Raw genomic sequence first — 26,021 nt, forward strand, 5'->3', positions numbered from 1 at the left:
TGTACCTTTCTGTTAATTGTTCTGGCGAGAACTACATCAACAGATTACACCGCAACTTCCCTTCTCTTCCATACACCAGAAATCAGCATAGCTCCTTTCAACTTAGTGTACGGGGATAGAGGAGAATGATTAGCAGTTTCCTCACAGCCTAAATAAGCCTAGATGCTTATCATCTTAATCGCCACATTATTAACTTTTCTGGGGTAATGAATCGCTACCTATTTGATAGAAATTATTAAACTAGCTACGCTCACTTGGTTTTTTCTTATTTATCTTATTCTAAAGGCATAATTTAGGTTGTTGACTCTAACTTGTAAGTAAGATGGTATTCCTCAAGCCTATACTACTGTCAACTATGTCATAGAATATCAGAAATGTCATGATGTCTATTATTAATAGCTACAGGTATAGATGAAGGAAAACCTACTCTTACCTTTTTGAGGCTTTGTTGCGTAATTCGGTCAGAGAACCCAACTGCCTGAAATTGAAAAATTCTTATACAACATACTGAGTTTTAGGCATACCAAGCCCTGTAAGTTTGTTCAGCGCTTTAATCATGGCGTAAGTCTCACCAACCTGAGCATTATAGTTTCTCAGGCTTAACCGCCCACCTAACAACTGCTTCACTCGATACATTGCTGTCTCTGATAGTGAGCGTTTATGATAGCCGTACCGCTTTTTCCACTTATTGTTGGAGCCGTAGAGCTTCTGGCAACCTACCGCTAAATTCCTAGGGTGACCATTCTCCCCAAAGGCTGCCCCTTCTCTTGGAGGAATGAGTGGAACAGCTCGCTTGAACCGTATGGCATCGTGGCAATCCCTTGTGTCATAAGCGCCATCACCAGATATCTCGATAATTCTTCGGCGTGTTTGCTTGAGCAAGTTAGGAAAGACTTCTGCATCGGTAACATTAGATAGACTCAGTTCTGCCGCGACGATTTCGTGAGTGCTGGTGTCTACCGCTAAATGCAATTTTCTCCAGACTCTACGCTTCCCGTCAGTACCATGCTTCTTGACCTTCCATTCACCTTCGCCATAAACCTTGAGACCTGTCGCATCAATGGCTAGATGCTGTATTGCACCTCTAGTCTTGGGTTTAAATGAAACCTCGACTTGCTTAGCTCTTCGACTGATACAACTGTAATGTGGACAAACTATAGGGACGTTAGCCAATGAAAAAACAGAATCGATAAACCCTTGCAATGCTCTCAATGGCATTGAGAAAACTCGTTTCACCATAAGCGCAGTGGTAATAGCTAAGTCGCTGAACTGACGAGGTCTACCGCGTTTATCTTGTTTACTCTGCTTCCATTTGCGAATGGCTTCTTCATCAATCCAGAAAGTGAGTGAACCACGGTTGATTAAGGCTTTGTTGTACTGTTTCCAGTTCGTTGTTTTGTAGCGAGGTTTCGGCATGAGACTAGGATAATTAACTTACTTAGCCGATCAGATCGTAAGTTTCTGATTTAGTTCCCTCGAATTACGCAACAAAGCCGGCGGTAGTTGCACAAGCTGGTGTTTAAACGATAAGGCATCATCACGGGTGAATGAGTTAATCCCTTTGTTTTTAACAATGCGCAGTAGCAGCTCAAGTCTAGATCTGTATCGAGCTAAGGCTTTTGCGGAGACTCTATCTACTGTTTTAGCTGCCATGAATAATTCAATACAGTCAGATAGTTTCGAGTCTTTCCTCTTGGGTTGCTGCTTAGGATTTAATTGTGGTTGTTCAGCTACAACTAGATTAGTTACAACAGGAGTCTGTGACAATGTAATGTATTGGAGTTGAAAGAATTCTCTATCGTAATTGGCTGTGTGTTTAGTCGCTAAGATAGTAGCTTCACGAAGGTTGGTTGTATGAAGTGAGAAACGAATTCTTTTCTCATTTTTGTAGTGTTGTTGAAGGTGAGAAGGGATTCTTCTCTGATAGTAAAACGTAGTATTTCGTTTGGTGAGATTTCTCATTAAATGTACCCCAAATTGTGGGTCACATCTAAGAAAGTCCATAATATCAGGTAGGTAACTCTAGATTCTCATGGCTCCAGAGGTTCCTCCAACTACAGTCCCCGCTACCTAGGTAGCACCTGAAATAGTTAATTCTTCGGCGAGTTATGCTAATCAAATGTTACAATTTGATTAATAACCACTCTCCTGCAGTCTTCATCGGAACAATTACTCAATTAAATGAGTAAAGGTTAGTTAATGATGCTGGTCATCATTAACGTGTGAACTCTATCATGTTTTTGGTCCATTTCAACACCCTATATCAATTTATTTTCAACGAAATAACCCCACTTATTTTCACGAAGCTATGTTTACCAAGTTTTTTGTGTGAGCAACTGCATAAACAAAACTCATTGGGCTAGGGAATAGAACCAAGAACACACTTCAGAACGATAAATGTGTTTCGATTATTACGACATAAGTTATTCAATTAAGGACACAAATTTGATTAAAATCGGAGCACTTATTTTAAAATCTACGCTAAGTTGACCTTATGGGGCGTATAAATGAGTTACAATAAATCTTTGTGAAACCGTCTATGGACCTAGGCAGTTTTTCATGAGTGGACAAGGAGGCGGTATGACCAGATTATTAGCCATTGCGGTGTTGATTGCAGTAGCATTTGTGCTGTTTCGTTATCGAACCAATGAAAAAGTCCAAAAAGCGACCGTTATAACATTAATTGGCGCCTTTCTGATTTATACAGCATCGATTATGTTTGCGGAATTGATCCGCTAGCAAAGTAAAAGAGTCCTTGGAGTAGTATACGGTGAGTTCTCAGAACAAGATGGAAGAACAAGACGACGTTGTTGTCATTGAAGAGCGTGACAAACGTACTCATATCTATATCGCGATTGCTGCGGTATTAGGCTTAGCATTTGGTGGCCTTGTTGGATCGATTGTCACTGCGAACAAGTGGGAATCGACTTATCATGTGCTAGAAGAAAAATACCAAGCGTTGACGCAAGATAAAACGCAGTTGGTGTCTCAAGTAAAAGTGCGCGAAGAAGCGCTCGACCAAGAAATACAAGATAAAGTCACTGAACTGCTCGCAGCGAAAGATGAAGCGCACGAGAAAGCGCTTAAGAAGTTACAAAAGCAATTGACTGAGGTCGAGAAAGTTAACCTGTCGCTAGAGTCTCAATTGAAACAACAGGCAGATAAGATCAATACGACGAAGTCGGAAAATGAGAAGCTGAGTCGTCAAGCGGATATGCAAGCGACTATCTTTGAACGATCGCGCGAGGTGTTTCAAAAAGAGCTGAAAATTTCGCAAGAATTGGAGTCCCTAGAGAAAGAAAGGGCGAAATTATTGCCTAAGATCGAGAAACTCAAAAAAGAGTGTGATGTATTTTTGGAAGGTAAATCTTGGGACGTGAAATCGGACGCGTGTGATAAACACGATGAAGCCAATTCACGACTAAGTCAGGTCGATCAAATGATTGAAGTTTATAAAATGGATCTCAAGCAAATCAAAGCAATAACTGAAGATATCGGCCTCTAGATCTTTTATACCTGATTTTGGAAAGTAAAAGGAGCTCTTTAAGAGCTCCTTTTTCGTTGCTAGCTTTAAACTCGGGAGCTAGCGTTTATTCTTAGATACGCGAGGCGTCATAGCCTGAAGCAAGCAGCAATTCTCGCTCATGTTTAATCAGTTGGGCGCGATCTTCAATCAGTTCATTGAGAGCTAGTGAGGGCTTGCCTGCTAAAGCCTTGAACGACTCAAAAGATTCCGCGGTGTCGATTTTTTCAATCATCTGACTGATGACATTACGAGCCTCACACGGGTTACTCGTAGTGGTAAAGTATTCCACTTGCTTTGCTGCCGATTTCATCTCTGTCAACAGCTCAAGTGGGCTGCTCTCTTTTGCTACCGCCATGTAGTTATCCAGCACGCGCTTTGCATAAAGCAGTTCTTTGAGGGGGATATCTCTTCCACTCTCGATTAGAGATTCGCTAAGGATCATACTTGAGCTCATGGGCATTCCTTCTTATATACTACGCAGCTTTTGATGTTTCCCTGAGTCTAATTTATTGAAGTCACATTGGGAATGGGTAAAAAGCATTTTTAACGCATTTTTATTCACTAATAAAAACGCGAATGCGATGTTTATCCGGATCGGTAGCCACAAAATTTAAGCCATACACCGAAGTCATTGGTGGTTGAGCAAACTCAACGCCCATGTTTTTCCAACTGTTGTAAACGTGCTCTAACGTATGGCGGTTGCGCACTGCAAATGATAACTCGGTGCCACCACCTTTGATGTCGCTGGAAGGGGAAAGAACATCACTTTGCTTGAGTGACAGTTTTAAGCCATTTGCGAGTGGCATAGAAGCAAATGTTGGAGACAAAAACGTGACCTCACAATCAAACAGTTTCGAGTAAAAAGCTTGGCTTACTTGGATGTCCTCAACATAGAGGACGAATGAATTGATAGTTAGCATGGTCTGTTTCTCAATTTACTAGAAGTATGAGGTTGAATCTAACGGAAGGCTAAGACAGGTTTTGTCAGTAGAAGATTCGAAGGAGAGAGTAAGAATAAAGAAAGGAGCCAGTTGGCTCCCTTTTCACTGAATCAGCGGATATTAGTTGGTACATTTCGAAGCGTACCAGTTGTTTTGATACGCCTTAGATGCAAACAATGCGTTTGCTTTTGCGCGTTCAATAACGGATTCATCGACTTCTAGCGGTTTCATGGTTTGGCTTTCAAAGTCGTATTCCAGGGTCGATACTTTTTCACCAGGAGAAAGCACAACTAGGTTGTCACGCGTTAAATAACCAAAGTTTTTGTCGTATTGCATCATTGCGCGTTCATCTTCGCGAGCCAGTGGTTTCGTTAAATCACGACCAATCATCGGCGTTTTGGCGTCTACTCCAATAAGAGACAACAGCGTAGGCGGCATATCTATGTTGTTTGCGATACGGTCATCTTTACGTGGTTGAATGTCTTTACCAATGATCAAGGCAGGAATGTGGAAGTGCTTAACTGGAACCAAGTTAGCGCCAGACACGCGGGCATCGTGGTCTGCAATGACAATGAAAATAGTATCATCCCAGTAGGATGAGTTTTTCGCCTTTTCAAAGAACGTACCCAAAGCGTAATCTGAATATTTCACCGCGTTGTTACGCGTCATGTGTTCGGAATCGTATGGCTCAATTTTACCTTTCGGATACTCATAAGGACTGTGATTGCTTGACGTAAAAACTAAGCTGAAAAAAGGTTTGTCGCTTTTTGAAAGGCGTTCAAACTCTTCGTCTGCTTTGTTGTATAAGTCTTCATCACTGACCCCCCAAGAGCCAACAAAGCTTGGGTGATTGTAATCATCTTCTTCGACGATTTGATCAAAACCATTACCGTAGAAGAAGGTTTTCATGTTATCGAAGTTTGCTTCACCGCCATAAATAAATTGCGTGTGATAGCCTTGTGCTTTGAGTAAGTCTGCGATGGTAAAGAAGCCTGTTTGGCTTTTGCTTAGTTTCACCACAGCGCGAGAAGGGGATGGTGGAAAACCCGTGGTTACAGCTTCGATACCACGAACAGAACGAGTACCCGTTGCGTACATTTGCGTGAACTGCCAACCTTCAGCCATGAGTTCATCCAGGTTTGGCGTAAGAGGCAGACCACCCAAAGAACCCACAAATTGCGCTCCTAAGCTCTCTTGTAGCAAGATCACTAAGTTCTTACGTTTACCATGGTAAGTCGCAGGGTTACTGTTCATGGTTGGAAGCAATGTTGGATCAAAGTCGGACTTTTTTGACGAAGCGCGAACGAGATCCAGCATCTTTTGATTATCCATCTTGCCGTAGAACTGCTCTGCGCTTTTTTCTGACTTCATGCTGTTGACAGCAAACAGCAGTGAGTAAGATGAGTTTAATGCTAAGTCGTTAAGCAGTGGATCGTTAGAAAACGCCACCATGGCTGGGTTTAGTGGGCGGTGGCCTAAAGACGAGCGTGCGCCTGCAACACCAAGAAGCACAACAAAAATGGCTAATAGTGGGCGCCACTTCCAGTTGATCTGCTGTGCATTGTCGGTCAGTTTTTGGCTCCACTTCCAACCCAAAACTAGAGTTAATGCCGTGCCTAACGCGCCAATAAACAGCTCTAGCTTATAGCCAGTCCAAAGCATGCCCATGACCTCTTTCGGATAGATAAGGTATTCCACAAACAGACGGTTTGGGCGTAGGTCATATTCTTGAATGAATGGTGCCGTTGCCAGTTCCATGTACACGAGAATCCAAAGCCCTAAAACCATCCATATGCGCAATATCCATTTCCAGTATTGCCCAATCTTGCCGTTTAATGGCATTAGGGCTGAAAGCAGTGCAGGGAGGATGAATAACCAGCACAATGTTGCAATGTCTACGCGTAAGCCTTGGCCTAGGATGTAAATTAAGTCGTTGAAAGAGTCAATTCGATCAAGTTGCCAAAAGGCGAGCAAAACGCGTGAGATAGACAAAAATATAAGTGAAAACAAAGAAAAAGCAGCAATTGGCTGCAAAGGCCCCCACACAGAGCCCTTAGATAAGTTTTTCATATTTATTCGAATAGTTTAATTGTTATGTTGTGTTGTTTTTAACAAAGCAAGCGTGAAATAAACGTGAATTATAATGTGGGTTTATGGTCGAGTAGTGTAAGTGTTGGTATGTCTATGTAAGTGTGGAATGAAGCTCATGTTCGGCTAGAACATAAATTAAACAGGTTATGGCCTGTATCGCTTTTGTTAGCACTTTGGGAAAGTGACGACAAACGTATTCCTACTATTTTCTCTGGGAATGAGCTCAAGTGTTGCACGGTGTAGTGCTGTAATGTCTTTGCAAATTGACATCCCTAAACCCGCACCGTCGCCATGTTCGGAATGACCCCGATAAAACTGTTCGAAGATTCTTTCACGAGTTTCTTTCGGGATTTCTGGACCAGTATCGGAAATTAAGACTTTGATTGTATTATTGTTCTCTGTGACGCTGACTTTTATGTCACTGTGCTCGCCGGAGTAACGAATCGCATTATCGACGAGGTTACGAAATAACACCTCTAACAACATTCGATCACCGGATATAGCGATGTTGGAAGATGATAAACTGATGTCTTGCTTATGCTTCAATGCTAACGGTGCCAAATCAGCAACAACGGTTTGCAACAAAGGGGTTAGCTCAACGGTGTCGAATACACGTTCTGATAAGCTATCTACTTTAGCTAAAGTCAGTAGCTGATGGATAAGGCGGTCAGTGCGTTCAATGCCTTGCAGAATGTTGTGTAAATCTCCTCTCAGTTGCTCCGGATCATTACTTTCAAGTGCATTTTCTACGTTAAGACGAAGGATTGTTAGTGGGGTTTTTAGTTCATGCGCTGCAGCACGTGTAAAGCGTTTCTCTCTTTGCCAGGCTAACTCTAGTTCAGAGAGGAGAGAGTTGAGCGAATCGACAAGTGGTGCGAGTTCAACGGTGTTGTCTTTTACATGAATGTGATCTAATCGGTGTACGTTTCTTTGTGTGATGGCGGAGCGCAGGTCGTTAATCGGTCGGAAATGTTTATCGATCAGCCAAAACAGCAAAAGCAACAAAGTTGGTAGTATCAGCAATTGTTCTATTGATGTGGATAGGGCAATTTCGTGGATGATCTCTTTACGTATCTTGTATTTTTCTGCAACCACGACGTATTCATTATCATGTTTTGTTTGTGGCAGTGAAATCTGAAATGTACGCCATCGTGTACCGTCTTTTACAATATCAGCGTAGCCGTTATTACCAAAGGACGTAGAGAGTGCGTGCAAGGTTTGATCAGAGCTCCAGAGCAGTGTGTTGTCTCGATAGAATTGAAAAACCAAGTTTTGTTCATAAGGGTGGCCGAACGTTGTGACATTGTCATCGTCAGACTTTGACATTGACTCAATGCTTTCCATCCACTCATTAAATAATTCTCGATGGTTAGCGAGAGTCCTCTCTTCCGTTGAAATTGAGAGCGTCAGCAACATTAATTTTGCGGATTGTCCAAGCCTAGCGTCATAAACTTCTTCGACCTCGTGCTTCGCAGATTGGAAACTGAAATAAAGTGAGATGAGTAAGAGAACACTTACCAACACGCCTACTGATAGAGTTAACTGACGTTTGATCGAGTATGACTTCTTATCTTTCAAGAATGTACCCCACACCGCGAATATTTTTAATGACCACTTTGGGCGCTTTTTTACGCAAATTGTGAATATGAACTTCGATAGCGTTGTCGCTTGAACCTTCATCCCAGCCGTGTAGTGATTGTTGCAATTGCTCCTTACTTTGCACGCGTCCGGCGTTCGTCATCAAACTGGTGAGGATTTTAAATTCGTTGCGCGTGAGTTTAAGCGGCGCGTCATCGTAGCGAATGCTTTGCTCCGATAAGGATAAAGATAACAGCCCAACTTGAATGATTTCTTCTGCACTGCCGGATTGACGGCGAATCAACACACGCAAGCGAGCGAGCAACTCTTCGAGTGCAAACGGTTTTCCGAGGTAATCATCTGCGCCGCCATCAAGGCCTTGAACGCGATCGCGAATGTCGTCTCGTGCGGTAAGTATCATCACTGGGAGCTTAAATCCGCCTTTGCGAATATTACGCAGAACTTCCAATCCATCGATATCGGGTAGAGTGAGATCCAAAATTACGGCAGTGAACGCTTCTATTTTGAGTGCGCTAGTCACGCCAGACCCTTTTTCCACCCAATCCACGGTGTATCCATGGCGACTTAATGAAGTCACCACGGATTGACCGAGTAGTTTGTCATCTTCTACGAGTAATAAGCGCATGGATTATTTCAAACTCCCAAGAGTCGCTTTAATTTCCAGTTTTCGGCCTTTATCCGCCAAAGGTCGGTCAGGGCGAGGTGATGCTTGCATTGCGCGAGTCAAATACACTTTCGCTTCTTTGTCTCGACCTTCTTCTGCAAGGAAGTCTCCATAAAAATAGTTCGGATCGATGCCTTTTGGATTGATCTCTAACGCTTTTTTCAACATTTCTTCGGCTTTATCGTCATCACCAAAGCCAATTGGCCACCCCGGAACTTTGTAATACAAAGAACCTAAACTGGTGTATGCAGAGCCATTAAGCGTTTGCGGAGACGTTGCAATTACCCCTTCGAGTAAAGATTTGGCTTCTTTGGCGAGTGATAGGGCACCTAAGCCACCTTGAGCACCAGCCAGCGATGCTTTATTGATTGCCAGCCAAACAGTGAGTTCGGGATTACCGGGTTCTCTGTCGAGATAAATACTGGTTTTGGCAATCGCACGATGGAAGCATTGTTCCTTTTCGTCACCATCGGGCGTGCTGTACTGACATTCCGCCCATTTCTTTTGAACCTGTTGCAGTGGAGCATTACCTGCCAACGCAGCGGTCGAAGCTAACGTTGAACAAACCGTTAAAGCGCAAAGTAGTTGTTTGGTATTCATCGTCCATGTCCTCTTCAATGACTGACTCGGTTTACGTATTGGTGAATGGTTTCTTGTTGCTTACGAATCGCAGAAGAAACCACGTTTGGAAGCAGTTGATTGATGCGTGCAAAAAGCTTCTCTGGCCAACCAATCCATTTCGCGGAGATTTCTTTTTCCAACATGGCGACAACGTGATTGGCTACAACTTGCGGCGAGTCCGTTTTGTTACCCAGTTGTCGATTCATTTCATTGACGGCATCGCTATTGAGTGAGGTTTCTGTCGCTCTTGGGGCCAAATACAGCGCACGGATTCCGGTTGCGAACAGTTCTCTGTCGAGCGATTCGGTAAAACGGTGCAACCCCGCTTTTGCCGCGCAATAGGAGGTATAGCCTGGGTAGCCAATTGAGCCGAATGTGGAACCAATATTGAGAATCACCCCAGGCTGTTTTAACCACGTTAACGCCGATTGGCACAGCAGCATCGGCGCAACGAGATTGAGTTGGATTTCGTCTGCAATCTGCGTTGGTCGTTTGTGGCTTAACAACGAGAAATCGTTGCTGCCCGCATTGTTAATTAGTGCGTCCACTTTTTGATGTTGGCGCGCTCGATCTTTAATCGCTGTTAATCCTTCTGATGAGGTGATGTCTGCAACGACTAGGTCATGGCGCTCTGGATTCGACAGTTCACGCTGTAGTGTTTGCAAGCTCTCTTCGTTTCGCCCAACAAGAATGAGGCTGGCACCGCGTTTTGCTAACTCTTGCGCGATGGCTTGCCCAATTCCGCCCGTTGCGCCTGTCAGGAGAATGGTGCTGTTGTTAATGATCATGCTTCACCTCACGCCGCTTGTTGGGTTGAGAAAGAAGGCAAAGAACGCAGCATTTGTCCGTACAATGCGAACACCATTTTTGCGGAGTCGATGATGACTTGTTGATCTTCCACTTTGGTGATTTTGTTCATCTGTGATTCAAAAAATTGCAGATGATCTTGGTCTAACACGCTGTGTGAAACTAGGTAAGTCATTGCCGAAGGCGGTAGGCTTAGCGTTGACTGGATTTTTTCAGCCATTTGGCCACCAATGCCGACGCTGGTGCCTTCTAATACCCACACCATGCCAAACAGCGCGAGTGGGTTGTGGCGGTCAATGTTGTGGTAAAGGTAGGAAACCATCAGTTCAATCGGTGCACCTACTTGACCTACATCTTTGTTATTGCGCACTGCTTCGGCATCGCCGCCGCACGCTTTGATGTCATTTAAAATCCATTCTTGATGGCCTTTCTCTTCCTCGATGTACTCGGCAATGGCATCTCGTACCCATTCGTATTCGCCAGATAGTCGGCCTCCACACGCCATCAGCAAGGGAACAGTGTGCTTAACGTGATGGTAAGCTTGGGTTAGAAAGGCGATATACATATCTTTGGAAATGTTGCCTTGTTGAACGTCTGCGATGACTGGCGCAGTTAACATTGCTTGTTGAGCAGCGGTAGTGCTTTGTTTGAGTTGTTCGAAAAATAAAGTCATAACCTTCTCCTTAAGAAGCCGTTAACTAAGATGCAGTTTGGAAAGACGTAATGTGTTGCTGAAAGGGCAAATCGATGCGTTGGAGCTTTTGCGCTTGCAGCGTTAATTCAGGCGTTGTGCTCGCTAATAACTGAGCCACATCATGTTCGATTTGATTTCGTTTGAGCTTGCCGTTATCCGTGTACCAACCAGAGATGGCTCGTGGGTTGTCCAGCAGCAATAAGGTTCGGATTTGAGCGTAATCGGGTAGGGTTCGGTTTAATGCATGAACCTTTGCTTCGACGTCTTCGCTATTGGCAATGACAGCACATAATGTTTGTTGGCTATCACCTGTAACGATCAGTGGCGTCATCGGCAAAAACGCCAACGCTTCTGATTCAATCCATTCCGGTGAGACATTTCTGCCATACGCGGTGACGATAAGGTTCTTCTTGCGCCCCGAGAAAGTGACAAAACCTTGCGCGTCGATTTGGGCTAAGTCGCCAGTTGCTAACCATTCTTGAGTAAACGGCTCATTCAAATAACCAAGAGCAACGTTGCCTTTGACGAGCAGTTCACCATCTTCCGCGATACGAATCTGAGCGTGGGGAAGTGGTTTGCCACACGTTCCTGCTTTAAATGCGGCTGGTATATTCAAACAAACGACGGAGCCACATTCAGACAAGCCATAACCTTCAAACGCAGGGATGTTCAGCGCATGCGCGGTGTTAATCAGTTGCGACGACACTCTTGCGCCGCCAACGGCGACAAATTTTAGAGAATCCACAAGAGAGGGCTGTTGTTTCGCGATCTGAATGAGCGCAAGCAATAAAGCCGGTGTTAGCACTAAGCTTTCTGGTTTGATGGTCGCTAATGCTTGTGCAAACAAACCCGGTTCGAATTGGCTCGAACCGAGTAGGCCGGTTTGCTCTCCGGGTAAAATATATGACGTCACGCCCAACATGAGTGGAACATAAACGCCGGTTATGTTCTCGAGAAGCGTCGATAACGGAAGCAGCACTAAGTGTGAGTGCGCCGCGCTGTTTACTGCGTCGGCGAGCGATTTCGCCACCAAACACAAATGATCATTGCTTAAACACACGCCTTTAGGCTGACCAGTCGAGCCAGAGGTAAAGGTGATTTTTCCGGTTTCTGGTAGATAAGCTACCTGTGTATCTTCATCTCCCAACTGGTTACGACGCAGCAAAGGCAAATTTGCAATGGAAAACGAATGGTCTTGCTGGTTAAAGCTTTGCTTAGGATGAGAAGCCAACCATGCTTGCCAATCGCCGACTAAAGCATCGACGCCTGATTGCTCTAATGTGTGTTCAACTTGTGCATCAGAGAAAAAAGTCGGAATAGGTACAACGACTATGTCTACCGCCATCGCCGCCAAATCAACAATGGCCCAATCGATGCTGTTTTCTGCGCGTAGCGCGAGTGCTTTGATGTTCTGTGCAATAAGCCCGGCGGCAACGAGCTCGATCTTGTTTAACAATTCAGAGTAAGTCAGTTCAACCGTTTGATTCGCTTCGTAGCCGACAAGTGCTACTCGATCTGGTGTCGTTTTTGCCCATTTTGTAATGGCATCGAGGAGAATATTCATACATCACCTATATTCTGGCGTTGTGTTTAACCAAGTGGTTGTGGTTGTGTTTGCGGTTTTAACGACGTTTACTTTTCTATCTAGGCTTGTTTGCGTTTTCTTTCTTGGACTAATCGAAGACGCTCGAGTCCTTTTTGCAGATTGCCAGCTAACACACGCGGTTGATGTTCGTAGTATGACCCCCAAGTAGACTCGGCATCGGGGACTTTGTTTTGATCGGCCTGCGCGATGATATGAGGCTCCAATCCTAGGCGCGCCATCATGGCGTGAAGTGGATCTGTCGCGGTGAAGATGCACCATTCAAAACCGAGATTGACCAGCATTTCTGCGATCAGGTAGAAGTGCAGAGATGACATGCCCTTAGCGAAAGATGCCAAGTGACCAAACTCCACTAAGTTCGAACGTTTTACGTCGCAGTTAAATACGTTAGAAACCAGCTTTTGGGCGTCGTCTTCTAAATACTGTTCAAGGAACAAAGATTCATCTTCGGCGATGCGAAAGCCGCATACGGAAATAATTTGACCGCCGTCAATGAGGGTTAAATACGCCGGCATAAACTGTTTGAGCTCGGCAAAGAATGCTTCTTGATAACGCTGAGAAACATGCTCGATAACTTGGCTCCAAAGCGGATGCATTGGATAGACGATGTCTAAAGTAAAGCCATCTGCAGAAATTTGTGCATGGTGTTTCATGAGCGCTTCCTTTGTTTGATTGGATATCAACAAAATAAAACGCGAAACTTAAGAAACTCTTAAGGAATGAAATTAAGTAGAAACTTTAAGAAAATACTTGGGAGCAGGGCTCAATATTGTTGTAACCCTTTTTACTACGGTGAATAAAATTAGAGCCAACCGATGTGATCGGTTGGCTCTAAAGTTAGGTGTCACGTATTTTAATGGTCGTGTCGGTTACATGGCTGCTTTTTTAGCTTCGTCTACCCATGCGTCGAACTTCTTCTGGTTCGCTTTGATCCAGCCATTTACATGAGACTCGATGTCTGCTGAGCTGTTCTTACCTTGGCTCATCATCATATTCTGCGCACTAACATCATTGATGTTTAGCTTGATGATTTCAAACAGCTTCGCTGCTGCTGGGTTCTTTTCAGTAAACTCTTTGTTCGCAACGATGCGCATAGAGTTCATCTCAAAGCCGTAGTTCTTACCGTTCTCTAGTGTTGTGTCGATGTCCTTACGCTCACCAGGAAGTGAAGAGAATGGCACTTCTAACCAAACAACATCTTTACCCGGAACTAAGACGCCGCTTACCCAGTAAGGCGTCCAAGTGTAGTAAAGAATCGGATCGCCTTTTTTGTAACGAGAAATCGTGTCAGCGATAATCGCAGCGTAGTTACCTTGGTTGTGCGTTACCGTGTCACGAAGTTTGAACGCATCCAACTGATGCTCAACGACCATTTCACAACCCCAACCTGGGTTACAGCCCGTTAAGTCCGCTTTACCGTCACCGTTGGCATCGAAAAGCTTCGCCAGTTTTGGATCTTTTAATTGACCAATATTTGTGATGCCATATTTTTCAGCGGTTTTTTTATCGATCAAGTAACCTTGCGCAGCACCACTTACATATTGACCTTTGCGGAAAAACTTATCATCACCGCCAGACATTGTGTACTTATCGGCGTGAAGAGGAAACCAACCTACTGCTAAGAAAGTAGCGTCGCCTTTAGCAATAGAGGTATAGCCTACGTTGTAATCCACTTCTTTAGTTGGCTTTACATCGTAACCAAGCTCTTCAAGTGCACGGTTTACGATCAATGTTTGAAACGTTTCCTCTGCAACGGTTGATTGAACTGGTTGAACAGTCACACCTTCACCCGGTAGTTCGCTTGCCACACCATACGTTGAAAATGCGATAGTACTTAGAGCTCCAACAGAGAGCGCTTTCTTCCATGAATTATTCATTGATGTTTCTCCTAAGTTTTAGATCGTCTTGGTTCGTCTTTGTTTTCAGTTTTAATAGGTATGAAACAGGACCTGTGTGATACCAGCGAAGCTTGGTGTTACCCGCATTAACCCCTAATACTTGGGTAATACGGTCTAATAAAATGGCAAGAATTACGATGCCTAAGCCACCGACGGCAGCAAGACCCATATCAAGTCGGCCGATACCACGAAGTACCATTTGGCCCAAGCCGCCAACCGCAATCATTGAAGCGATCACAACCATAGAAAGTGAAAGCATCAAGGTTTGGTTTACCCCTGCCATAATCGTTGGTAACGCCAATGGCAATTGGATGCGGTAAAGCATCTGTTTTTTGTTTGCCCCGAAAGAGTGGCCCGCTTCGATTAGCTCTTCAGGTACTTGCTGAATCCCTAAAATAGTCAGGCGCACAACGGGAGGCAGTGCGAAAATGATGGTTACTACAACGCCAGGAACGTTACCAATACCGAATAGCATAACGATTGGCACTAGATAAACGAACGCGGGGGTCGTTTGCATTGCATCGAGTATTGGTCTAACAAATTTGGCTGCGGTTTGGCTTCTCGCCAACCATATCCCCATCGGTAGCCCGATAAGCAAACAGAAGAAGACGGCGGTTAAAACCAGTGCGAGCGTTGTCATCGCCTGTGACCAAGCACCAATTAGGCCGATAAAAACAAGGGATACAAGCGTTGAAAAACCGAGTTTTACATTGGAAAACTGCCACGCCAGCAAAAATAAAATGAGCACCATGATGGGCGCAGGTGTAGACACCAAAGCAGTTTCAAACGAGGTAAGAATAAAGTCGATTGGAACTCGAATTGCTTGGAAAACAGGGCGACCATGTTCCACCAACCAGTTCAATCCCGATTCTACCCAGCTATCAAGTGGTAGAACCGCATCTTGGAATGGGTTCATAATGTCGAATGGCGCTTGCTCTACAGTTTCTGAGCTTAACCAGTCATTACTTGGGGCAGCGTCAGCACCTGCACCTTGTGACCAAGGATCATCTTGTGCAGGAGCGGTATTCGACCAGGGATCATTGTTAGTTTGCTCTGAAGACATCGTGTTAATCCTTATCTAGTGTTTGTAGAAGACGTGATTTAGTCACGACACCAAAGTAAGTACCTTGCTCATCAACGACAGGTACGGCATAAGGAACGCCTGCAACTAGCCCCAAAATGTCATTGATTGACTGTTCTGGCTGAAGAGTGACTTCATCCGTCAATTGAGCACTGGCTAGAGAGCGGTTTTCGTTGTGAGCCAAACGTAGTGAGTCAAGAGACACGATGCCGGAATATCGGCTAGATTTATCCACGATAATGCCGTAATCACGGTCATGATCCATCAGAATCTGCATCGCAGAGCCTGGGCCATCATTTTCCGATTTCTTAAAGACGGCGGCTGGCTTCTTGCGAGCGATATCTTTTGCTGTCAAGACACTTGCGATGTTTACGCCGCGGAAAAACGCTTCGACATAATCATTTGCTGGGCTGTGCAATATTTCATCAGGTGTGCCAACCTGAACAACCTCACCGTTTTGCATGATGGCGATACGATCACCAATACGCATTGCTTCGTCCAAATCATGAGATATGAAGACAATTGTGCGTTTGTCATCGTTTTGTAGACGAATAAGCTCATCCTGCATCTCAGAACGGATTAATGGGTCTAAAGCGGAAAACGCCTCGTCCATTAATAGAATGTCTGGGTCACAAGCTAATGCCCTTGCTAGACCCACGCGCTGTTTCATACCACCGGATAACTCGTCAGGGAAAGATTCTGCATAAGGGTCTAAGCCAACTCTTTCCAAGGCGGAAAGGGCACTTTTCTGACGTTCATTAACATCAATGCCAGCAAGTTCTAAACCGAATGCAGCGTTTTCGATCACCGTCATGTGAGGCATAAGTGCGAAACTTTGAAACACCATTGAGATATTGTTGCGACGAACTTCTCGAAGTTCGTCTTCAGAGATATGGGCAATATCTTTCCCTTTGAGATAAACACTGCCTTTCGTTGGCTCAATGAGTCGGTTTAGGAGTCGAACGAGAGTAGATTTTCCCGAACCAGAAAGCCCCATGATTACGAAAATTTCACCTTCGTTAATGGTGAGAGATACATCGTTTACGCCGACTGTTAAACCTGTCTGTTCAAAAATACCGTCCTTATCGATACCTTTTTCGATAAGCGAGAAGGCTCTTTCTGGGTCTTCTCCAAACACTTTATACAGTCCCTTAACTTCCAGTATGGGATCCATGTTATCTGTCCTTTTTTGTGTGTTTATAACTGTTTAACGATTTGTACTCTAATTAATTTTAGTTCAACTTTCAACGAATGGGGTTCGGTTAACTGGGCTTTATGTGCATACAATGAACAATGAAGGAGGTGTGGTCAAATGGTGTTTTTATTAACAAAAATAGATAGTTACGACTGTTTTTGTCTTCGATTAACTTTTACATGACATTGGTTTGAATTTATTTTGAAGTTTTTAGTACATTTCAACTCAGCCCATCTGCATAGCTATAAGGAGAAATAGATTAGAGGTCTATATTTAAAAACATTAGAGCTCTAATTTTTGGTTGGAGTTTTATTCTGCGAACTAGGTTAGGTGTTGTTATTCTTAGATTTATTCATTGATTGATTTCAATCTTGGTGATATTTATCGCTGTAGTTTAGGCAACGTATGGAATAAAAGATGGAAGCCGAACAGTTAGAAGTGCTCAACTTCATTAGCCAGTACCCACCTTTCGATGATCTACCCGAAGAGCAGTTAAAAAAGATCGCTCTAAATGCCGAGGTTGCATACTTTCGGCAAGGCACAGAGATACTCAATTTTGGAGACACGATCCGCGACTTATATATGGTGAGAAGCGGCGCTGTGGAGATCTACCGACGTAAAGGCGAACTCTATAACAGGATTGACGCTGGTGGACTGTTTGGACAGATGGGGTTGTTAATGAACAACCGTGTGCGTATGCCTGCCAAAGCGATAGAAGACACCTTGGTTTACTGTATTCCGGAGGATATTTTCAACGAGCTTTGTGATGAGTTTGAAAACTTTGCTGACTATATGGAACTGGAAGACAGCGCGCGTTTGCGAAGCGCAATATCCAGCCGCTCAGAAAGCAATGACTTTACCACTGCCAAGGCACGTAAGATCTTAGCGAGAGATCCGGTAACGTTGGAGGCGACGGCATCGATTCAAGAAGCCGCGATACTGATGGCGGAGGAAAATGTCACCTCTTTGCTTATTGTTCGCCCAGCAGAAGAACTCACAGAAGAAGATGATGAACAACTACTTGGAATATTGACTGATCGCGATCTATGTATTCGCGTATTAGCTCAGGGCATTGATACCAATATCCCAGTGAGTGAGGTCATGAGTTATGACGTGGTGTCTCTGGATTACAACGCTTATGTCTTTGAAGCCATGTTAACCATGTTGCGCTACAACGTGCACCATCTCCCAATTTTAAAAGATAAAAAGCCGATAGGAATTATTGGCATGACGGATATTGTCCGTTATGAATCTCAAAACAGCTTGTTGCTCGTTAGCTCTATCTTCCAACAAACCAGCGTTGAAGATCTCAAGCAAGTTTCTGAACAAGTGAAAGACTGCTTTGTACGAATGGTGAATGAAGATGCCAACGCTCATATGATTGGTCGAGCCATGTCGGTCATTGGTAGTAGCTTTAAACAGCGTTTGGCTGAATTAGCAGAGCAAGAGCTTGGCCCTGCGCCAATTCCGTATTGTTTGGTCGCTATGGGATCGATGGCCAGGGATGAGCAGTTAATTGTAACGGACCAAGACAACGCCCTTATTCTCGACAACAGTTATGATGTTGAGATGCACGGGGAGTACTTTGAAAAGTTTGCCAAATTTGTTTGTGATGGTTTAGCAGCATGCGGCTATGCTTACTGTACTGGCGACATTATGGCAACCAATCCAGAGTGGCGAAAAACCCGAGCGGAGTGGGAGGAGTGCTTTGGCAACTGGATAGATAACCCAACTCCTGAAAGGTTGTTAAACAGTAATATCTTTTTTGATTTATTAGGTGTTCATGGGCGAGTGAAGTGGGCGGAACAATTAAGCAGCTTTATTGTTAGGCGCGCGAAAAGAAACAACCGCTTCCTTGCATGTATGGCTTACAACGCGATACGTCGTACACCGCCATTGGGCTTCTTCAAAGATTTTGTTATGGAAAAAGATGGTCGTCACCGCAATTCTATTAACTTGAAAAGAAGAGGTACAGCGCCATTGGCAGATTTGATTCGAGTACATTCATTGGCAATTGGTTCCCGTTCGCAAAACTCGTTTGACCGTTTAGACGATATCAATGATGCGGGCATTTTACCTAAAGGTCGAGGAATGGACTTGAGGGATGCAATGGAATTGATCTACATGGTTCGAATTCGTCATCAAGCACTCGATATCGAAAATGGAGATGAACCAGATAACAACATTGAGCCAGAGAACATGTCAGAGTTTGAGCGCCGAAACTTAAAAGCTGCTTTCCAAATCCTTAGTAATGCACAGAACTTCATCAAGTTCCGATACCAGAGAAGTAGCAAATAATGTGGTTCTCAAAAAAGGCAGCAAAAGATCAGCCGTTGTTGGATACGTCTCGGACGCCAGAGTGGTCAACGTTATTCAAACAGCTCGCGAAAGAAGCAAGAGACGAGAGGCTCAAACGTTATTACTCGACACCGATGGTTAATGGGGAAACACCAATTGAGGAAGTGCCATTTGTCTCGGTAGATTTTGAAACGACAGGTTTGAATGCGGAAGAGGATGCAATTCTCACGATTGGACTTGTGCCGTTTACCATTGATCGTGTTCAATGTAGTGGCTCTGCGCATTGGGTTGTTAACCCTAATCGTGAGTTAAACGAAGAGTCAGTCGTGATTCATGGCATCACTGATTCTGAAGTCAAAAACGCGCCCCAATTAACCCACATTTTAGGGGAAATATTGGATGCGCTGTCAGGCAAAGTTGTGCTTGTTCATTATAAAAATATCGAAAGGCAGTTTTTTAATAACGCGTTGCTAAATAGCATTGGGGAGGGAATACAGTTTCCCGTTGTCGATACGCTAGACATTGAACATGCGATACAGCGCCGTGAATGCAGTGGCCTATTCAATAAGTTAAAAGGTAAGAAGCCAGGCTCTGTCAGGCTGGGGCATGCTCGTGAAAGGTATCGCCTTCCTGCTTATCAACCTCATCATGCTTTGACCGATGCGCTGGCAACTGCTGAACTGTTTCAAGCACAGTTGCAATATCATTTTAATCGAAGCATGCCAATCTCTTCGATTTGGCAATAAGCGTTGTTTATGATTAAGACAATAAAATGCAATGAAAGGTAGGGGGCTTTGCGATTATTATGGCGGACTGAGTAACCGCTTATAAGAACTATGTTTTTTGAACATGTGCTTGGTAGTGATGGGAGGTTTCATCACTCAAACTCCGACGAAAGTAATTTAAATTTGGTCACGTATTTTTAAGGAGATTATCCGTGAGCACCGATAATAACGGTGGCATTCAACGCCCCGATGGAAAGGTAAACGCGATAGACACTGACTATCAAATTGGTCAGGATAACGTCGCGTTAAAAGTAGGCCCGTTTGGCCTTGATATTCATAACCGTGTTTTTGCAATTTCTGGTTTAGCAATCATCCTATTTGTTGTAGTAACACTATTATTTCGAGAACAGGTAGAGCCGTTTTTCGCAGATCTAAGAGCGGGTTTGTTACACCATTTGGATTGGTTCTTTCTCGCATCTGGTAATATTTTTGTCATTGTCTGTGTTGGGTTGATTTTTACACCGCTAGGTCGCGTACGAATCGGCGGTACAGAAGCGACGCCAGATTATTCCTATGCGGGTTGGTTGGCAATGCTCTTTGCAGCAGGTATGGGTATCGGTCTGGTGTTCTTTGGTGTATCAGAACCTATGTCTCATTTTAGTTCTGCTATTGGTGGCGTGAACGTTGAGAACGGTGTTCGTACTGACTGGGCCCCTCTAGGTGGTGCAGAAGGCGATGCAAGTGCTGCATCTGCACTAGGCATGGCGGCGACGATTTACCACTGGGCACTTCATCCGTGGTCAATCTATGCGCTATTGGCTCTTGGTTTGGCGATTTTCTCGTTTAACAAAGGCTTACCACTTACCATGCGATCCATTTTTTACCCACTGTTTGGTGAGCGTGTATGGGGTTGGACTGGTCACATTATCGACATTCTTGCCGTTGTAGCGACAGTTTTTGGTCTGGCAACTTCTCTAGGTTACGGTGCGTCTCAAGCCGCAACGGGTTTGAACTTCCTATTTGATGTTCCAATGACGAATACTACGCAGGTACTATTGATTATTGGCATCACCGCACTCGCTTTAATCTCAGTTGTTGCGGGACTAGACAAAGGCGTGAAAATCTTATCTGAGATCAACATGGGTCTCGCTGCGCTTTTACTGCTTTTCGTTATTGTTGTCGGCCCGACGATCGCGATTTTAACGGGCTTCTTCGAAAATATAGTGTCATATGTGGCTAATATTCCTGCCCTATCAATGCCATTTGGACGAGAAGACGTAAACTATTCTCAAGGTTGGACAGCATTCTACTGGGCTTGGTGGATTTCTTGGTCACCATTTGTCGGTATGTTCATTGCGCGTGTATCTCGTGGTCGTTCAGTTCGTGAGTTCATTATTTGCGTTATCCTTATCCCTTCTTCTGTTTGTGTGTTATGGATGACCGCTTTTGGTGGTAACGCTATAAGCCAATACGTGAGCGATGGTTATGAAGCCGTGTTCAACGCGGAATTACCGTTAAAACTATTTGCCATGTTAGATGTGATGCCGCTAGCTGAAATTACATCTTTCGTCGGTATTATTTTGGTGGTGGTATTCTTCATTACCTCTTCAGACTCTGGTTCACTGGTTATTGATACTATTGCTGCGGGCGGTAAGGTCGATGCGCCAACGCCTCAACGCGTGTTCTGGTGTACGTTTGAAGGCTTAGTTGCGATTGCATTGATGCTTGGTGGTGGCCTAGCGGCAGCTCAAGCAATGGCCGTGACCACAGGCCTACCATTTACGATTGTTCTGCTTGTTGCAACGGTTTCTCTAGTAAAAGGCTTGATGGATGAACCTCGTCCAAAAGCGGTTTCTAAGAAGAAATCGAAATAACCAACATCAGCAGTTAAATATTTGAATAAAGCGGCATGCGAAAGCATGCCGCTTTTTTTTTATTTTTGAATTTTTGCTGAGAAATGAAGACCATGGAGGACTGTTTTTTCTGTTCGTTTTTTATACTTATTCTTTAAGTGATTTTTTAATAAATTAGACCTCGAACTATTTTAAGATTTGGTTAAATGGCATATTTTTGTGATCTCTATCACAAAAATATCGATAAAAAGGCGGATTATTTGATTTTTAGTCGCGAGGAATGCCCATAATAAAAAGGAAATTTAATTAGACCTCAAAGGATATGTATTTCCACATGATCACATCAGCACCTTGGGTTCTTTATCCAGAGATTGGAGAAGACTCAAGTAAAAAATGGATTTTTCGTGAGCCTAAAATCTCTGATGGTGACGACATTTACAGCTTAATTGCAGACTGTCCTCCATTGGACATGAACTCATCTTATTGCAATTTCCTACAGTCTACGCATTTCAGCAAAACCAGTATTTTGGTTGAGCAAAAAGGCGAAATCGCAGGTTTCATTTCCGGTTATCAGAAACCAGACGAGCAAGACGTTTTATTTGTCTGGCAAGTTGCAGTCTCACCTCGCTTTAGAGGTCACGGTTTAGCATTCCGTATGTTGAAAGAACTTCTCACCCGAGAGGAATTGGGCGGTGTTAAATCGGTAGAAACTACCATCACGGAAGATAATAAAGCCTCTTGGGCATTGTTCAAAAAGTTAGATGCGATGAACGGCAACTCTGGCCAAGTAAGCACATTTTTGGATGAAGAAGCCCACTTTAAAGGCAAACACGATACAGAATATTTGTATCGCATTCCTCTCAAATAATCCTCAAACAATAGGAATTAAAAACGGTCTCATCATGGATATTTTCAAAAAGCAGGAATCCAACGTACGCTCATATTCAAACAATTTCCCAGTCGTTTTTCGTAAAGCGAAAGGCTGCTGGCTGGAAACAGAACAAGGTGAACGATACTTAGACTTCCTTGCTGGAGCGGGATCTCTAAATTACGGCCATAACAACCCAGTACTTAAGCAAGCACTGCTTGAGTACATTGAGATGGACGGTATTACTCACGGTTTGGATATGCACTCAGAAGCGAAAGCATCGTTTCTTGAAGCGTTGGATACTTACATCCTTAAACCAAGAAACTTGGACTACAAAGTCCAGTTTACTGGCCCAACTGGTACTAACGCCGTTGAGGCAGCACTTAAGTTAGCGAAAAAAGTAAAAGGTCGCGACAGCGTCGTTGCATTTACCAACGGTTTCCACGGTTGTACAGCTGGCGCACTGGCTGCAACGGGTAACCAGCATCACAGACAAGGTAACGGTTCTAGCTTAAGTAACGTCACTCGTATTCCATTTGAAGGTTACGCTGGCGTTGATGGTCTAGCATTGTTCGAAACCATGCTAAACGACAACTCTGCAGGTATGGATAAACCAGCCGCTGTACTTCTTGAAACTGTGCAGGGCGAGGGTGGTTTAAATGCAGCTTCAAACGAGTGGTTACAACGTTTGAGCAAAATCTGTAAAGCCAACGACATTCTTGTGATTGTCGATGACATTCAAGCTGGCTGCGGACGTACAGGTACTTTCTTTAGCTTTGAGCCGTCAGGTATTCAACCAGATATCGTGACGCTATCGAAATCGATCGGTGGTTACGGTTTACCAATGGCCGTCGTTCTACTCAAACCAGAGCTAGACCAGTGGAAGCCAGGTGAGCATAACGGCACGTTCCGTGGCAACAACCATGCATTTATTACCGCGGCGAAAGCATTAGAAATTTATTGGGCAAATGATGATTTTGAAACACACATCAAGCAGTGTTCAGACAAAGTAAGTGCTGTTATTGATCGCTGCGTTCGTCGCTTCCCACAAATGTTTGTACAGAAAAAAGGTCGCGGCATGATGGTTGGTATTGAGTGTATCAACGGTGATATGGCATCTGAAATCGCGAAAAACTGTTTCGAAAACGGAATGGTAATTGAGACAGCTGGCCCTGACGACGAAGTCGTTAAGTTCTTCTGCCCACTTACGATTAGCGAGTCAGAACTAGACCAAGGACTAAGCATCTTTGAAAGTGCAGTGGAAACCATTGCTGCGAAACATTTCAAACAAGCATCTTAATAAGGATTATTAATTATGATCGTCAGAACACTCGATGAGTGTCGCAACAGTGAGCGACGTGTGGTTTCAGATAACTGGGAAAGTGTCCGTATGTTGTTGAAAGATGACAACATGGGTTTTTCTTTCCACATCACTACGATTTATGAAGGTACTGAAACACACATTCACTATCAAAATCACCTAGAATCGGTTTTTTGTATGAGCGGTGAAGGTGAAATTGAAGTCGTTGGTGGAGAAACGTACCCGATTAAACCGGGTACGTTATACATCCTTGATAAACACGATGAGCACTACTTGAGAGCTTATAAGAATAAAGAAATGGTAATGGCGTGTGTATTCAACCCACCAATTACCGGCGCTGAAGTGCACGATGAAAACGGTGTTTATCCTCTCGTTGACTAAAAGATAGAGGTGGGGTGCTTGTCACCCCACGATCAACTATCTCTTCTTTTTTCTTTTAAAGTTACCAATCAAAAAGGCTTATCATGACATTTACCGTAGAAAAAATCGGCGGTACATCAATGACAGCATTTGATGCTGTTCTCGACAACATTATTCTTCGTCCTAAATCGCCATACAATCGTATCTTTGTCGTCTCTGCATATGGTGGTATGACCGACGCGCTACTCGAATGTAAAAAAACCAGTAAGCCAGGTGTTTATCAGCTTATCGCGAAACGTGATGACAAATGGGAAGAAGCGCTAGCATATGTAGAAAGCCGTATGCTGCTCACAAATGAAAATATTTTCGCGGACCCAATGAATCGTATCCGTGCAGATAAATTCATTCGCTCACGTATTGCTGAAGCAAAAAACTGTATTGCGAACATTTTAGAAACGTGTCAGTACGGTCAGTTTTCGCTACGTCAGTATTTGCCTCAAATTCGAGAGTTTCTGTCGTCTATCGGTGAGGCGCACAGTGCTTACAACACGGCACTGAAACTAAAAAATATGGGTATTAACGCTAAGTTCGTTGACCTGTCCGGTTGGGACAATCAAGCGCCAAGAAGCCTTGATGAATCGATCAGTGATGCGTTTGCTGATATCGATGTGTCAAAAGAACTGCCAATCGTTACAGGTTATGCTTACTGTAAGGAAGGCCTAATGCACACTTATGACCGAGGTTATAGTGAAATGACATTTAGCCGAATTGCAGCGATAACAAAAGCGGATTTAGCGGTAATTCACAAAGAATATCACTTGAGCTCTGCAGACCCGCGTGTTGTTGGTCCAGAAAAAGTTTTGCCAATTGGTAGTACAAACTATGATGTAGCAGACCAACTTGCTAACCTTGGCATGGAAGCGATTCACCCAAATGCAGCCGCAGGTTTACGTGAGAGTGGTATTGAGCTACAGATTAAAAATACATTTGAACCTGAACACGAAGGCACTTTGATCTCTTCAAGCTACCGCCCAGAAGAAGACAAAGTCGAAATTATCGCAGGTAAAGAAAAAGTGTTTGCACTGCATTTGTTTGACCAAGCGATGGTGGGAAAAGCCGATAACGTTAGCTACGAATTAATGGAAATTATCTCTGATGCGCGCGTAAGTTTAGTTGGTAAAGAGATGAACGCGAACTCTATTACTTACTATCTAGGTGGCAGTACTGATAGCTTGAACAAAGTATTGTATAAAGCTGAAAAACGCTATCCGAATGCGTCGATTAAAGGCCGTATGGTCGCGCTGATTTCAGCCATCGGTTCTCAAATTGACACTAACAAGACACTAGCGAAAGGTGTACTTTCTTTGATGAACAATGGCGTAACGCCAGTTGCACTTCACTCATCAATGAGAAATGTAAACGTTCAGTTCGTAGTGGGTGATAAAGAATATCAGCGTGCGATTTGCGCATTACATGATGAATTCTTTCAGAGCAATAGTTTAACTAAATCGGTTAACGTCGCTTAGTTTGTTCACGGTTAAAATACAAAGGAGAGCAGGTTTGCTCTCCTTTTTTGTTTTTCTGTGTTCTCAATATAGGCCCGCTTTGCATGGAGTAAACTACCGAGCTAAGTGTGTCCGTAGAGATACAGATAAGCCAGCAGAACTCTGCTGGCTCAGTAACGCAATCTAGAGTGATTAATTAAATTACTTAACTTTATTCACTTCTTGTTTAAGCATTTCTAACTGCTGCATCTTTTCTTGCATCTGCAAAGAGTCGTAATTTAGAACCTATCTCAATAGGTGTTGTCTGAGTAAATCAACACCTATTGAAAATACTGTAAATGAATTCGACACAATACCTAATCTCTGACGCC

General features: G+C 43.8%; 24 protein-coding genes. 9 read left to right on the forward strand and 15 right to left on the reverse strand.

Annotation, left to right across the window (positions count from 1 at the left end):
- Positions 1-495: 495 nt before the first annotated feature.
- Positions 496-1,416 carry an IS5-like element ISVpa3 family transposase gene (locus tag B7360_RS22605; RefSeq protein ID WP_085344684.1) on the reverse strand — a complete coding sequence of 307 codons (921 nt, stop codon included), beginning with the start codon at positions 1,414-1,416 and terminating at the stop codon, positions 496-498.
- Between the two features lie 30 nt (positions 1,417-1,446).
- Complete coding sequence (locus tag B7360_RS25420) at positions 1,447-2,004, reverse strand: DUF6538 domain-containing protein (RefSeq protein ID WP_085344685.1); 558 nt, start codon at positions 2,002-2,004, stop codon at positions 1,447-1,449.
- Positions 2,005-2,580: 576 nt separating this feature from the next.
- Between B7360_RS25420 and B7360_RS24815 the strand changes: the two genes are divergently transcribed.
- Together B7360_RS24815 and B7360_RS22615 are read left to right on the forward strand one after the other, a co-directional pair.
- Entirely contained in the window at positions 2,581-2,739 is a 159-nt protein-coding gene (locus tag B7360_RS24815) for a hypothetical protein (RefSeq protein WP_005377784.1), read from the forward strand.
- A gap of 31 nt (positions 2,740-2,770) precedes the next feature.
- Positions 2,771-3,505: a hypothetical protein gene (locus B7360_RS22615; RefSeq protein ID WP_046874891.1), complete on the forward strand. Its 735-nt coding sequence runs from the start codon at positions 2,771-2,773 to the stop codon at positions 3,503-3,505.
- A gap of 91 nt (positions 3,506-3,596) precedes the next feature.
- Here B7360_RS22615 and B7360_RS22620 read toward each other — a convergent pair whose 3' ends face one another.
- The 13 genes from B7360_RS22620 to proV all read right to left on the reverse strand — a co-directional run bounded on the left by B7360_RS22620 (position 3,597) and on the right by proV (position 16,699).
- On the reverse strand, positions 3,597-3,980 hold the full coding sequence (locus B7360_RS22620; RefSeq protein ID WP_012841882.1) for a hypothetical protein: 384 nt from the start codon (positions 3,978-3,980) through the stop codon (positions 3,597-3,599).
- Positions 3,981-4,080: 100 nt separating this feature from the next.
- The gene (locus B7360_RS22625; protein ID WP_085344686.1) at positions 4,081-4,446 is read right to left on the reverse strand and encodes a VOC family protein; all 366 of its coding nucleotides are present in this window, start codon (positions 4,444-4,446) and stop codon (positions 4,081-4,083) included.
- A gap of 141 nt (positions 4,447-4,587) precedes the next feature.
- Positions 4,588-6,537 (reverse strand): LTA synthase family protein, encoded by a 1,950-nt coding sequence (locus B7360_RS22630; RefSeq protein WP_085344687.1) that lies wholly within the window; start codon positions 6,535-6,537, stop codon positions 4,588-4,590.
- Between the two features lie 186 nt (positions 6,538-6,723).
- Complete coding sequence (locus B7360_RS22635; RefSeq protein ID WP_085344688.1) at positions 6,724-8,136, reverse strand: HAMP domain-containing sensor histidine kinase; 1,413 nt, start codon at positions 8,134-8,136, stop codon at positions 6,724-6,726.
- A complete protein-coding gene (locus B7360_RS22640; RefSeq protein ID WP_085344689.1) occupies positions 8,126-8,782 on the reverse strand; it encodes a response regulator in 657 nt (218 codons plus the stop codon). Before B7360_RS22640 ends, B7360_RS22635 begins: the two co-directional genes overlap by 11 nt.
- A gap of 3 nt (positions 8,783-8,785) precedes the next feature.
- A complete protein-coding gene (locus tag B7360_RS22645) occupies positions 8,786-9,421 on the reverse strand; it encodes a hypothetical protein (RefSeq protein WP_085344690.1) in 636 nt (211 codons plus the stop codon).
- 14 nt (positions 9,422-9,435) lie between these two features.
- On the reverse strand, positions 9,436-10,230 hold the full coding sequence (locus B7360_RS22650) for an SDR family oxidoreductase (protein ID WP_085344691.1): 795 nt from the start codon (positions 10,228-10,230) through the stop codon (positions 9,436-9,438).
- Between the two features lie 8 nt (positions 10,231-10,238).
- Positions 10,239-10,922, reverse strand: a complete 684-nt coding sequence (locus B7360_RS22655) for a TenA family transcriptional regulator (RefSeq protein ID WP_085344692.1) — start codon at positions 10,920-10,922, stop codon at positions 10,239-10,241.
- Positions 10,923-10,947: 25 nt separating this feature from the next.
- Positions 10,948-12,507: an AMP-binding protein gene (locus B7360_RS22660; protein ID WP_085344693.1), complete on the reverse strand. Its 1,560-nt coding sequence runs from the start codon at positions 12,505-12,507 to the stop codon at positions 10,948-10,950.
- Between the two features lie 80 nt (positions 12,508-12,587).
- A complete protein-coding gene (locus B7360_RS22665; protein WP_085344694.1) occupies positions 12,588-13,199 on the reverse strand; it encodes a thermostable hemolysin in 612 nt (203 codons plus the stop codon).
- A 216-nt stretch (positions 13,200-13,415) separates the two neighbouring features.
- Positions 13,416-14,423, reverse strand: coding sequence for a glycine betaine/L-proline ABC transporter substrate-binding protein ProX (gene proX, locus B7360_RS22670; RefSeq protein ID WP_005393392.1), 1,008 nt, complete (start codon positions 14,421-14,423; stop codon positions 13,416-13,418).
- Positions 14,416-15,507, reverse strand: coding sequence for a glycine betaine/L-proline ABC transporter permease ProW (gene proW, locus B7360_RS22675; protein WP_046874899.1), 1,092 nt, complete (start codon positions 15,505-15,507; stop codon positions 14,416-14,418). The genes proX and proW overlap by 8 nt, the downstream gene beginning before the upstream one ends.
- Before the next feature lie 4 nt (positions 15,508-15,511).
- Complete coding sequence (gene proV, locus B7360_RS22680; protein ID WP_085344695.1) at positions 15,512-16,699, reverse strand: glycine betaine/L-proline ABC transporter ATP-binding protein ProV; 1,188 nt, start codon at positions 16,697-16,699, stop codon at positions 15,512-15,514.
- Between the two features lie 438 nt (positions 16,700-17,137).
- Here proV and B7360_RS22685 point away from each other — a divergent pair, with 438 nt between their 5' ends.
- From B7360_RS22685 to B7360_RS22715, 7 genes are all read left to right on the forward strand, one after another.
- Positions 17,138-19,018, forward strand: a complete 1,881-nt coding sequence (locus B7360_RS22685) for a DUF294 nucleotidyltransferase-like domain-containing protein (protein WP_006741594.1) — start codon at positions 17,138-17,140, stop codon at positions 19,016-19,018.
- The gene (locus tag B7360_RS22690) at positions 19,018-19,764 is read left to right on the forward strand and encodes a 3'-5' exonuclease (protein WP_101911959.1); all 747 of its coding nucleotides are present in this window, start codon (positions 19,018-19,020) and stop codon (positions 19,762-19,764) included. The genes B7360_RS22685 and B7360_RS22690 overlap by 1 nt, the downstream gene beginning before the upstream one ends.
- A gap of 191 nt (positions 19,765-19,955) precedes the next feature.
- Positions 19,956-21,617, forward strand: a complete 1,662-nt coding sequence (locus B7360_RS22695) for a BCCT family transporter (protein ID WP_005393381.1) — start codon at positions 19,956-19,958, stop codon at positions 21,615-21,617.
- Positions 21,618-21,930: 313 nt separating this feature from the next.
- Positions 21,931-22,464, forward strand: coding sequence for a diaminobutyrate acetyltransferase (gene ectA / locus B7360_RS22700; RefSeq protein WP_005393379.1), 534 nt, complete (start codon positions 21,931-21,933; stop codon positions 22,462-22,464).
- A 34-nt stretch (positions 22,465-22,498) separates the two neighbouring features.
- Positions 22,499-23,764 (forward strand): diaminobutyrate--2-oxoglutarate transaminase, encoded by a 1,266-nt coding sequence (gene ectB / locus B7360_RS22705; protein ID WP_005393371.1) that lies wholly within the window; start codon positions 22,499-22,501, stop codon positions 23,762-23,764.
- 15 nt (positions 23,765-23,779) lie between these two features.
- Positions 23,780-24,166, forward strand: a complete 387-nt coding sequence (locus B7360_RS22710; RefSeq protein ID WP_005393369.1) for an ectoine synthase — start codon at positions 23,780-23,782, stop codon at positions 24,164-24,166.
- An 83-nt stretch (positions 24,167-24,249) separates the two neighbouring features.
- Positions 24,250-25,671 carry an aspartate kinase gene (locus B7360_RS22715; protein WP_005393366.1) on the forward strand — a complete coding sequence of 474 codons (1,422 nt, stop codon included), beginning with the start codon at positions 24,250-24,252 and terminating at the stop codon, positions 25,669-25,671.
- The last annotated feature ends 350 nt before the right edge of the window (positions 25,672-26,021 follow it).

Source organism: Vibrio sp. ArtGut-C1 (assembly GCF_002105475.1).
Lineage (GTDB): Bacteria > Pseudomonadota > Gammaproteobacteria > Enterobacterales > Vibrionaceae > Vibrio > Vibrio diabolicus.

Excerpts from the sequence above, each read along its gene's own strand:
- B7360_RS25420 (WP_085344685.1), bottom strand. The coding sequence starts at position 2,004 with ATGGACTTTCTTAGATGTGACCCACAATTTGGGGTACATTTAATGAGA.
- B7360_RS22710 (WP_005393369.1), top strand. The coding sequence starts at position 23,780 with ATGATCGTCAGAACACTCGATGAGTGTCGCAACAGTGAGCGACGTGTG.
- B7360_RS22685 (WP_006741594.1), top strand. The coding sequence starts at position 17,138 with ATGGAAGCCGAACAGTTAGAAGTGCTCAACTTCATTAGCCAGTACCCA.
- B7360_RS22640 (WP_085344689.1), bottom strand. The coding sequence starts at position 8,782 with ATGCGCTTATTACTCGTAGAAGATGACAAACTACTCGGTCAATCCGTG.
- B7360_RS22620 (WP_012841882.1), bottom strand. The coding sequence starts at position 3,980 with ATGAGCTCAAGTATGATCCTTAGCGAATCTCTAATCGAGAGTGGAAGA.
- proV (WP_085344695.1), bottom strand. The coding sequence starts at position 16,699 with ATGGATCCCATACTGGAAGTTAAGGGACTGTATAAAGTGTTTGGAGAA.
- B7360_RS22655 (WP_085344692.1), bottom strand. The coding sequence starts at position 10,922 with ATGACTTTATTTTTCGAACAACTCAAACAAAGCACTACCGCTGCTCAA.
- B7360_RS22665 (WP_085344694.1), bottom strand. The coding sequence starts at position 13,199 with ATGAAACACCATGCACAAATTTCTGCAGATGGCTTTACTTTAGACATC.
- B7360_RS22660 (WP_085344693.1), bottom strand. The coding sequence starts at position 12,507 with ATGAATATTCTCCTCGATGCCATTACAAAATGGGCAAAAACGACACCA.
- B7360_RS24815 (WP_005377784.1), top strand. The coding sequence starts at position 2,581 with ATGACCAGATTATTAGCCATTGCGGTGTTGATTGCAGTAGCATTTGTG.
- proW (WP_046874899.1), bottom strand. The coding sequence starts at position 15,507 with ATGTCTTCAGAGCAAACTAACAATGATCCCTGGTCGAATACCGCTCCT.
- B7360_RS22690 (WP_101911959.1), top strand. The coding sequence starts at position 19,018 with ATGTGGTTCTCAAAAAAGGCAGCAAAAGATCAGCCGTTGTTGGATACG.
- ectA (WP_005393379.1), top strand. The coding sequence starts at position 21,931 with ATGATCACATCAGCACCTTGGGTTCTTTATCCAGAGATTGGAGAAGAC.
- B7360_RS22605 (WP_085344684.1), bottom strand. The coding sequence starts at position 1,416 with ATGCCGAAACCTCGCTACAAAACAACGAACTGGAAACAGTACAACAAA.
- B7360_RS22630 (WP_085344687.1), bottom strand. The coding sequence starts at position 6,537 with ATGAAAAACTTATCTAAGGGCTCTGTGTGGGGGCCTTTGCAGCCAATT.
- proX (WP_005393392.1), bottom strand. The coding sequence starts at position 14,423 with ATGAATAATTCATGGAAGAAAGCGCTCTCTGTTGGAGCTCTAAGTACT.
- B7360_RS22715 (WP_005393366.1), top strand. The coding sequence starts at position 24,250 with ATGACATTTACCGTAGAAAAAATCGGCGGTACATCAATGACAGCATTT.
- B7360_RS22645 (WP_085344690.1), bottom strand. The coding sequence starts at position 9,421 with ATGAATACCAAACAACTACTTTGCGCTTTAACGGTTTGTTCAACGTTA.
- B7360_RS22625 (WP_085344686.1), bottom strand. The coding sequence starts at position 4,446 with ATGCTAACTATCAATTCATTCGTCCTCTATGTTGAGGACATCCAAGTA.
- ectB (WP_005393371.1), top strand. The coding sequence starts at position 22,499 with ATGGATATTTTCAAAAAGCAGGAATCCAACGTACGCTCATATTCAAAC.
- B7360_RS22650 (WP_085344691.1), bottom strand. The coding sequence starts at position 10,230 with ATGATCATTAACAACAGCACCATTCTCCTGACAGGCGCAACGGGCGGA.